The 8,549-nt window shown below is 70.1% G+C and carries 7 protein-coding genes and 3 pseudogenes; 4 read left to right on the top strand and 6 right to left on the bottom strand.

What is annotated here, in order from left to right; all coding sequences use genetic code 11:
* On the top strand, positions 1-641 hold a 641-nt coding region (locus RH94_RS37405), incomplete at its 5' end, for a multicopper oxidase domain-containing protein (RefSeq protein ID WP_158073127.1).
* Positions 642-669: 28 nt separating this feature from the next.
* Here the strand turns inward: RH94_RS37405 and RH94_RS37400 are convergent.
* From RH94_RS37400 to RH94_RS46905, 4 genes and pseudogenes are all read right to left on the bottom strand, one after another.
* Entirely contained in the window at positions 670-1,944 is a 1,275-nt protein-coding gene (locus RH94_RS37400; RefSeq protein WP_073952759.1) for an APC family permease, read from the bottom strand.
* 115 nt (positions 1,945-2,059) lie between these two features.
* Positions 2,060-2,512, bottom strand: coding sequence for a hypothetical protein (locus RH94_RS46910; RefSeq protein ID WP_407697416.1), 453 nt, complete (start codon positions 2,510-2,512; stop codon positions 2,060-2,062).
* A 59-nt stretch (positions 2,513-2,571) separates the two neighbouring features.
* Positions 2,572-2,901: pseudogene (locus tag RH94_RS39205) on the bottom strand (DNA primase); the annotation flags it as partial.
* Between the two features lies 1 nt (position 2,902).
* Positions 2,903-3,066 (bottom strand): annotated as a pseudogene (locus RH94_RS46905) (DNA primase); the annotation flags it as partial.
* On the opposite strand from RH94_RS46905, the pseudogene RH94_RS46900 reads away from it, so the two are divergent.
* Positions 2,987-4,142, top strand: a pseudogene (locus tag RH94_RS46900) (beta-propeller fold lactonase family protein); the annotation flags it as partial. The pseudogenes RH94_RS46905 and RH94_RS46900 overlap by 80 nt on opposite strands.
* 2 nt (positions 4,143-4,144) lie before the next feature.
* A partial coding sequence (locus RH94_RS37375) for a bifunctional YncE family protein/alkaline phosphatase family protein (RefSeq protein WP_324614349.1) occupies positions 4,145-5,790 on the top strand: 1,646 nt, incomplete at its 5' end.
* A gap of 365 nt (positions 5,791-6,155) precedes the next feature.
* Here RH94_RS37375 and RH94_RS37370 read toward each other — a convergent pair.
* Together RH94_RS37370 and RH94_RS37365 are read right to left on the bottom strand one after the other, a co-directional pair.
* Positions 6,156-6,773 (bottom strand): SDR family NAD(P)-dependent oxidoreductase, encoded by a 618-nt coding sequence (locus tag RH94_RS37370; RefSeq protein ID WP_199881147.1) that lies wholly within the window; start codon positions 6,771-6,773, stop codon positions 6,156-6,158.
* A gap of 11 nt (positions 6,774-6,784) precedes the next feature.
* Complete coding sequence (locus RH94_RS37365; protein ID WP_234426331.1) at positions 6,785-7,411, bottom strand: SDR family NAD(P)-dependent oxidoreductase; 627 nt, start codon at positions 7,409-7,411, stop codon at positions 6,785-6,787.
* 243 nt (positions 7,412-7,654) lie between these two features.
* Here RH94_RS37365 and RH94_RS37360 point away from each other — a divergent pair.
* Positions 7,655-8,549 (top strand): IS110 family transposase (locus RH94_RS37360; RefSeq protein ID WP_073947617.1); only part of this gene is annotated, 895 nt, incomplete at its 3' end.

The following is an 8,549-nucleotide window of genomic DNA, read 5'->3' as shown; positions in this document are numbered from 1 at the left end:
CCCTCGACGGCAACCCGGTGCCCCGCCCGACCGAGGTGCCGGTGCTGTGGATCGGCACCGCCGAACGCGTCTCGGCCCTGGTGGAGATGGACCGTCCCGGCGTGTGGGTACTGGGAGACCTGTCCGACGACGACCGCAAGAACGGCATGGGCACCGTGGTGGAGTACGCGGGCCGCAGCGGATCCCCGCGGTGGATCGCACCGCCCCACTTCACCTGGGACTACCGCGACTTCGCCCGTCCCGGCTCCCCCGCCGCCCGGCCCGACCACGTGATCGACCTGCTGGTGGAGAAACGCAACGCCGCCGACAGGGGATTCAACGTCTGGACCCTCAACGGCGTGCCCTTCTCCATGGACACCAACAAGCCGGTGCTGGACATCGACCGCGGCAGGCGGTACCGGATGCGGTTCCGCAACGCCACCGACGACATCCACCCCCTCCACCTGCACCGCCACACCTTCGAAGTCACCCACATCGCCGGCACCCCCACCCACGGCCTGGACAAGGACGTCGTCATGCTCGGCGGCTACCAGGCACTCGACTTCGACTTCACCGCCGACCAGCCCGGACTGTCCCTGTTCCACTGCCACCAGCAGCTCCACATGGACTACGGGTTCATGATCCTGCTGCGCCGCTCCTGACCCGCGCCGCCCGCCGCCGGGCGGGCGGTCAGCGCCCGGCGGCCACCATGCGGCGAACTCCGTACGCGGCGGCGCCCACGGCCACCACCGCGACGCCGGTCACCACCGAGGTCACGGGCAGGGCGAAGGCGAGGACCAGGCATCCGGCCAGGCCCACGACGGGAATCGCGCGGGCGGGCCGTCCTTCGCCGGGGGTGAGGGTGAGGGCGGAGGCGTTGGCGACGGCGTAGTAGACCAGCACAGCGAAGGAGGAGAACCCGATCGCCCCGCGCACATCGACCGTCGCGGCCAGCACCGCGACAACGGCACCGACCACGAGTTCCGCCCGGTGAGGGACCTTGAACTTCGGGTGGACCGCCGCCAGGGTGTGCGGCAGATGGCGGTCGCGAGCCATGGCCAGGGTCGTGCGGGACACTCCGAGGATCAGCGCGAGCAGCGAGCCGAGCGCGGCCACCGCCGCACCCGTCCGCACCACCGGCGAGAGCCAGCCGACGCCGGCGGCCCGCGCGGCGTCCGACAGCGGCGCGGCAGCCTCCCCCAGTCCCTTGGGGCCCAGCACGGTCAGGACGGCGACGGCCACGGCGGCGTAGACGGCGAGGGCGATGCCGAGCGCGACCGGAATCGCGCGTGGGATCGTGCGGGCCGGATCGCGGACCTCCTCACCGAGGGTCGCGATCCGCGCGTATCCGGCGAAGGCGAAGAACAGCAGGCCCGCCGCCTGGAGCACACCGCCGAAGGCCGCGTCGGAGCCGATGTCGAGCCGGGTCGCGTCCGAGCTCGCGGAGGTGAGGGCGGCGACCACGACGGACGCGAGCACCGCGAGCACGACCGCGACGATGACGCGGGTGAGCAGCGCGGACTTCTGCACCCCGGCGTAGTTCACCGCGGTGAGCGCCACCACGGCGGCGACCGCGACCGCGTGGGCCTGGCCGGGCCACACGTACGAGCCGACGGTGAGGGCCATCGCCGCGCAGGACGCGGTCTTGCCGACCACGAACCCCCACCCGGCCAGGTATCCCCAAAAATCACCAAGACGCTCGCGCCCGTAGACGTAGGTACCACCAGAGGCCGGATAGCGGGCCGCGAGCCGCGCGGAGGAGGTCGCGTTGCAGTACGCCACGACAGCCGCCACCGCCAGCCCCAGCAGCAGCCCGGACCCGGCCGAGCGGGCCGCCGGCGCGAGCGCGACGAAGATCCCCGCCCCGATCATCGACCCCAGACCGATCACCACCGCATCCGGCACCCCCAGCCGCCGCTGCAGCTCATCCGGCACCCCGGATACCGTCATCGGCGCCTTGCCCATGCCCCGCACCTCATCACACGTTGATATCGGATACCGATATCGGACAACGATATATGACGGCCCCGTCGGCCCCAGGCCCGAGCCGGGTCCAGCCCCCTCACCCACGGGCGGGACATCACCGGGACACAGAATCGCGCCGGACATACGCCGTGGACAGCTCAACGGCACGCAACCGAAACCCGGCGGCTTCGGAGCGGTCTCTTCGGCCGCCCGGGCCCCGGGCATCGACGATGCGGTCCCGGTGGCGGCCACCGGGCGAGCGGTACTCCACGCCCCGCTGGCGCGGCCGGGTGACCCGGGACTGGTCGAGCGGGTGGAATTCCACCCGCGTGCCTTGCCCTGCGCGGTTCGGGCGGGCGAGCAGTCCGCGCCGGGTCGTGGCCGATGGACACCCGACAGCAGCGGGGTGCGCGGGTCGCGTCCCGGCATCCACAGGGGCGGTGTCGTGCCGAGTTCCTGCATCGCGTTCGAAGCGGGCCGCCTTCGGAACGTCGGTCCGGTAGCTCTTGATGCGGGGTTTGAGGGTGCGGGGGTCGACGGCTTCGGCGGGGGCGCTCTTGGCGTACAGGCCGTCGGGGTGCTGTCGCGGTCGTGGGGCAGGAGCCAGAAGACGCGACAGCGAAAGGTGAGCAGTCCGATGCCCGGCAGTGCTTGCGCTGATCGGCCAGGATCATCTCCTCGGGCGAGGCCGGGCCGACCAGTTCCCGGGTGCGAGCGGCAAGGCGCGCGAGGACATGACCGGTGCGCCTTCACTGTGGCACCACGTCCTGCAGGCGGCGTAGAGCGTGGTCTCCTCGGCGCGCAGGTCGCGGTCGCCGGCGAGGCGGCGGAGGGCACCGTCGACGAGCCGGCTGAGGATGCCGGGGCCTTCCTCGGTGACGAGGATGTCCGCCAGGTTGTCGATCTTGCGGTGGTCGGGGACGACGCGTTCGAAGGGGATCAGCCGCATACGGCGGGNCGGGCCTTGACGCGGCCACCGCCGGTCAAGAGCTTGACGCGGGCCTCGTCGGACCTGTCGCCGGGCTTGGCCTCGAAGCAGACGATGACGCGGCGGCCGAGGAGTTCGGCCAGGTCGGCGGGGTGGCCTTCACAACCGGCCGGCCGCGCTCGGCCGGCCGGCGCAACTGACCGCACACCGGCTCCGCCCCGGCCGGTGTGTTCTCCCGGCCCAGCGCCGCCGCCGCATCGGCACAGGTCACCAGGCGGCGACCTGACTGACGCCGGTGTACTCGGTCATTCAGTCTCGGCTGACGAGCTTGCGTTACCGCCTGAGGTGGCGAAAGGCAATCCCTGGCGCTCATTCAGGTCATTTCGTGACGATTTTGCTTATTCACCTGAATGCCCCATGCGGCGAGAGTGGTTCAGTGAGGAGAATTTCCTCAGCCCCACGCCGACGCCACACCGCCTTGCAGGGCAGGGGAAGAAGACCATGGCCAGATCGAAGATACGTACACTCGCAATCGGCGGTGCAGCTTTGGCCACTGTCGCCACCGCCGGGGCGCCCAGGGCCCCGACCGGCGCCGCGCCCGGCGGAGGTGACGACCCGTCAGTCGCGGAAACGCGGCACATCGCCCCATCCATGCTCGCCGACAAGACCGCCGGCCCCCGGAAGGACGGCACTGCGGTCACACCCGTGGGGTACCGGGTGACACCGGCAGGTGATCAGACGAGGCTCGGGAACCTCCCGCTGAACGCGGTTCTTCACCCCGGCGGTCGCTATCTGCTGGTGACCAACAACGGTCAGGGCGTTCAGAGTCTGCAGTTGGTCGACACTCGGACGGACAAGGTTGTCCAGACCCTGTCGTATCCGTCACCGGAGTCGCTGTACATAGGTCTGGCGTGGAGTCCGGACGGCAGGACCGCTTACGCCAGTGCCGCGGCGAACTCCAAGATCCGGGTGCTGTCGTTTGCCGGTGGGCGGCTCACCGAACGCGGTCCCGTCAAGCTGCCCACCAAGACCGCGGACGGCAAGGCCCTCACGCTTTTCCCGGCCGGCCTGGCCGTGACCCCGGAAGGGAAGAAACTCGTCGTCGCCGATCAGCTCGGTGACGCCGTGACAGTCGCCGACACGGCCAGTGGGCGGGTACGGACCGTTGCCGCGGGTCATCGGCCGGTGTGGGTGACGCTCGGCAAGGACGGGCACACCGCCTACGTGTCCAACCAGGGTTCCGACACCGTCGACATCGTTGATGTGGCAGNNCACCTCAGGTGACGGGGCAGATCAAGGTAGGGCTGCATCCGAACAAGTCGGTGCTCTCCGCGTCCGGCCGGAGGCTCTATGTCGCGAACGGCGACGCCGACAGCGTCAGCGAAGTGGACCTCACGACCAAGAGGGTGACGCGCAGCTTCTCCATGTCGCCGTCCAAGGAGGCCCTCATCGGCAGCAATCCCACCGGCCTGGCCCTGGACGGCGCGGACAAGCGGCTGTTCGTCACCAACTCCGGCAACAACAGCGTTTCGGTGGTCGACCTGACCCACGGCAAGGTCCTGGGGAGGATTCCCACCGGTTGGTACCCCAGTGCGGTGATCTGGCACAGAGACCGCCTTCGGATCACGAATGCCCGGGGGCTGGGGGCGGGCCCGAACAACGGTCCTGGGTATCCCGATCCCGAGCGCTCAGGCAGGACGTCACCCAGCCAGTACGTCGGGTCGATGATCGTCGGCACGCTGAGCAGCGTGGACGTGCCGGAATCCGGCGAGCAACTCGACGAGTACACCCGCCGGGTGGAGCGCAACAACGCCCCGTTGACCGGGGTCGGTGGCGCAGTCGTGCCGCGCAAGCCCGGCGACAGGACCCCCATCAAGCATGTGATCTATGTAGTCAAGGAGAACCGCAGCTACGACCAGGTGCTCGGCAGTCTGGGGAAGGGCAACGGCGATCCCGGCCTCAACCTGTTCGGGGACGAGTCGGCGCCCAACACCCGCGAGTTGGCACGGCGCTTCACCACCATCGACAACTTCTACGCCGCCGGCCAGGTCAGCGCCAGCGCCTGGACCTGGGTGACCCAGTCGAACTCCAATCCCTACGTCGAGCAGATATGGCCCGCGGCATACTCCGGCCGCAAGGGCGTGTACCCCAGCGAGCGCAACGCCCCGGAGAACGCCGCCCAGGATCCCCAGAACTCCTATCTCTGGCAGCGCTTGGACAAGGCCGGCGTGAGCTTTGCGAACTTCGGCTTCTACGTGACGCGTCGGGGGAACGAGGTCCACGCCGGGGACCCGGTGCTCGACGCCCGGACCGATCACGCGTTCCAGGACGAGCTGGGCTGCCCGGACTCGGCGGGAACGTTCGCTCCCACCAAGGACAACTGCCTGACTCCACGGGTCGACCAGTGGCTGAAGAGCTTCCGTGAGTACGAGGCCAAGGGCGACATGCCCACGGTGCAGTTCGTCCGGTTCCCCGGTGACCACACCTTCGGCACCACGGCCGGCCGGCCCACCCCCAAGGCCATGGTGGCCGACAACGACTACGCCCTCGGCAGGCTGGTGGATGCGGTGTCCCACTCGCAGTTCTGGAAGGACACGGTCGTCCTCGTCACCGAGGACGAAGCCCAGAACGGGCCCGACCATGTCGATGCCCACCGGACGCTCGCCTTGGCGATCAGCCCGTACACCCAGACCGGGAAGGTCGACTCGACCTTCTACAGCACCGCCTCGATGGTCCGGACCGTCGGACTGTTCGCCGGAATCGGCCCCCTCACCCAGTTCGACGACTACTCCACACCGATGAGGGCGTCCTTCACCGACAAGCCCGACTACCGGTCCTACTCGGTGATCAAGCCGACGTATCCGATGAACAGCGTCAACGGCCCCGGTCTCCTGACTCAGACACCAGGGGGCAAGTAACCGCCGGCAGCTTCCGCCGGGACAAAACGCTCTTCAAGTACGTCGGGGTTCGGCGTGGTCTCGGAGGCGCCGCCGTCGAGGTGTGCGACCTTGACACGTCCGCCGGCGCTCTGGGCGGCGGTGGTTGCCCGTCGCCGCCGGTCGGCAGGGCGGTCGCCGGCGAGGAGGACCTCCCGGGGGGACGGACCGTTCCGGTTCCGCACGCACCGCACATGTGTCTGTCTCTTCCCTCAGGGCATGACGTCGCCGCTGTTGGGGCCGAGGACCTGGCCGACGTACAGGTTGCCCGAGGGGTCGCCGGCGAGGAGGACGGCGGTCGGTGCGACCTCCGCGGGGACCCCGAAGCGGCCCAGGGGAAGTTCGGCCTACTTGGCTTTCTTCCATTCCTCGCTGATCCCGCCCACAAGTGGTGTGTCGATGGGGCCGGGTGCGATGGCGTTGACCAGGACGCCGTGCGGGGCGAGCTCGCGAGCGAGGGCCTTGGTCAGGCCGATGACGCCGGCCTTGGCCGCGGAGTAGTGCACCAGGCTTTCACCGCCCTTCAGCGCGAGTTGGGAGGAGATGTTGATGATGCGGCCGGCGCCCTGCTCGACCATGACCGGTGCTGTCCAGCGACAGCAGAGGAAGACGCTGCGCAGGTCGGCGTCGATCATTTCGTCCCAGGTGTCGAGTGGCATCTCGATGAAGGGCACCTCGGTGAGCAGTCCGGCGCAGTTGACGAGGATGTCGATGCGTCCGGATTCCGCGTGTGCCGCATCGACCATGGCGCGGGTGGCGTCCGCGTCGGTGACGTCGACCTGGTGGGCCGTGGCCTTGGCCCCCGCGGCGCGCGCCCTGTTCGCGGTCGCCTCGGCTCCGTCCAGGTTGCGGTCGGCGAGGAAGAGGTGGGCTCCCTCGGCGGCGAAGGCGTCTGCGACGGCTGCACCGATGCCGCTGGCTGCCCCCGTGATCAGGGCGATGCGTTGGCGGAGTGAGTTGCTCATCGTGTCTTCTCTCAGCTGGGCCAGCGGACGGTGAGCCCGCCGTCGACGACGAGTTGCTGCCCGGTGATGTAGGCGGCGGCGTCGCCGGCCAGGAACCGGATGGCGCGCGCGGCCTCATCGGCCGTGCCCACTCGTCCCGCGGGGATCAGCCGGCCGGCGTCGGCCAGGCCCTGGGGACCGAGTGAGTTGACGGGGTCGAGCGACTGGGGGCTTTCGACGAGGCCGGGGATCACGCAGTTGACGCGGATGTGACGGGGAGCCAGTTCCACGGCCAGTGAGCGGCACAGCCCCAGCACACCGGACTTCGCGGCGGCGTAGTGGGCGTGGTCTTCCCAGCCGTAGACGCCGCCGGCGATCGAGGAGACGGCCACCATCGCTCCCGGCCCCGTCATCACGCGCGCCGCGGAGCGGAAGGTGCGCAGCACGCCGGTGAGATCGACGGAGAGCATGTCCTGCCACGCCTGGTCGCTGAGCTCGGTGAGCGGAGCGCGGCGCAGGATCCCGGCCGCTGCGACGGCGATGTCGAGACGGCCGTAGTGGTCCACGGCCGCCTGCGCCAGAGCGTCCGTCCGGTCCGGGTCGCGCACGTCGACGTCGACCGCTACGGCCTGCCCGTTACCTTTCTCGTGGCCCCGCAACGGGGCGCCTGGCCCCCGGGTCCGGTATGGCTGTTTGCCCCCTGTCGCACGCATGACCTGGGGGGTGTTGCCGCCGGGCCTCGGGGCACCGCTTGACCGCTGATGAGGGGCCTGACGACCGCCCGGTCCGGTGCAACGCCGGACCGCTTCAGGGCGGGGATGTCTGCGTAACGTGGTTGCCGGCGTGTGGTGCCGCAGGGACGGCCGGGAGTTGGGAAGACGAGAGGCGAGGGGCACGCGCACATGGTCGACACGACCGCGATAGATCTCTTCCTCGGCCTGGACCTGGGTAAGGAGTTCCACCACGCCCACGGCCGGACCGGGGACGGCAGGACCGTGCACGACAAGCGGCTGCCCAACACCGAGCCGAAGCTGCTGGAGCTGTTCAGCAAGCTGGTGGCGAAGTTCGGGACAGTGCTGGTGGTCGTGGACCAGGTCGCCAACATCGGCGCGCTGCCGCTGACGGTGGCCCGCGCGGCGGGCTGCCGGGTGGCCTACCTGCCCGGGCTGTCGATGCGCCGGGCCGCCGACCTGCACCCGGGCGAGGCCAAGACCGACGCCCGCGACGCGTTCGTGATCGCCGAGACCGCCCGGACCATGCCGCACACCCTGCGCGCGGTGGACCGAGACGACGAGGTACTGGCCGAGCTGACCATGCTCACCGGCTACGACAACGACCTGGCCGGCGAGGTCAACCGCGCCACCAACCGGCTGCGCGGCCTGCTCTCCCAGATCCACCCCTCCCTCGAGCGCGTGCTCGGCCCACGCCTGGCCTACCCCTATGTCCAGGCCCTCCTCCAACGGCACGGCTCCCCGGCGAGACTGAGGAAACTGGGCCGGACCCGCTGCGAGGCCCTGCTCAAGGCACACGGTTCACGCAAGGCCCACCACCTCACCACCGAGATCTTCGACGCGCTCGCCGAGCAGACCCTCGTCGTTCCCGGCACCGAGGCGTCCGCGCTGATCGTGCCGGGTCTGGCCGCCCAGCTCGCCGCCGCCCACGCCCAGCGACAGGTCACCGAGCAGGAGATCGCGGCCCTGCTGGAGGCCCTCCCTCTTTTCCACCTCCTGACGTCACTGCCCGGAATGGGCGTCAGGACCACGGCCGCCGTGATCGTCGCCATCGGCGACGGCAGCG

This window comes from Streptomyces kebangsaanensis, assembly GCF_001906585.1.
GTDB lineage: Bacteria > Actinomycetota > Actinomycetes > Streptomycetales > Streptomycetaceae > Streptomyces > Streptomyces kebangsaanensis.
The sequence above is the reverse complement of the archived record's forward strand: the minus strand, read 5'-3'. Positions and strand labels throughout refer to the sequence as shown.

What these genes read in the sequence shown, in the direction of transcription:
- RH94_RS37400 (WP_073952759.1), bottom strand. Translation starts at nt 1,944, where the DNA reads ATGGGCAAGGCGCCGATGACGGTATCCGGGGTGCCGGATGAGCTGCAG.
- RH94_RS37370 (WP_199881147.1), bottom strand. Translation starts at nt 6,773, where the DNA reads ATGAGCAACTCACTCCGCCAACGCATCGCCCTGATCACGGGGGCAGCC.